Genomic DNA, 215 nt, shown 5'->3' with positions numbered 1-215 from the left:
GCCAGAGCGTTGCAGAAGTCCACGGTTCGGATTTTCTTTCGCTTGGTGGCCCCGACCTCCAGCTTGTGCCTCGTCCCATTGTAGCGCATACTGCGGCGGACCGTCAGGCACTGTTCTTTCAAGTCAATGTCCTGCCACGTCAGCGCACAGACTTCGCCAATACGAAGCCCAGTGTAGTAGGCGATCTGGATGGGGAGAAGCGCGGGGTTGTTCTT

Annotated in this window: 1 protein-coding gene; it reads right to left on the bottom strand. The window is 57.7% G+C overall.

The window, feature by feature from the left end; all coding sequences use genetic code 11:
- The coding region (locus D1646_RS16870; protein ID WP_160637593.1) for a tyrosine-type recombinase/integrase at window positions 1-215 on the bottom strand (215 nt) is incomplete at both ends.

The sequence above is a fragment of the Pseudoflavonifractor sp. 60 genome (assembly GCF_009911645.1).
Lineage (GTDB): Bacteria > Bacillota > Clostridia > Oscillospirales > Oscillospiraceae > Lawsonibacter.
Note: the sequence above shows the minus strand (reverse complement) of the source record. Positions and strands in the feature narration are given on the sequence as shown.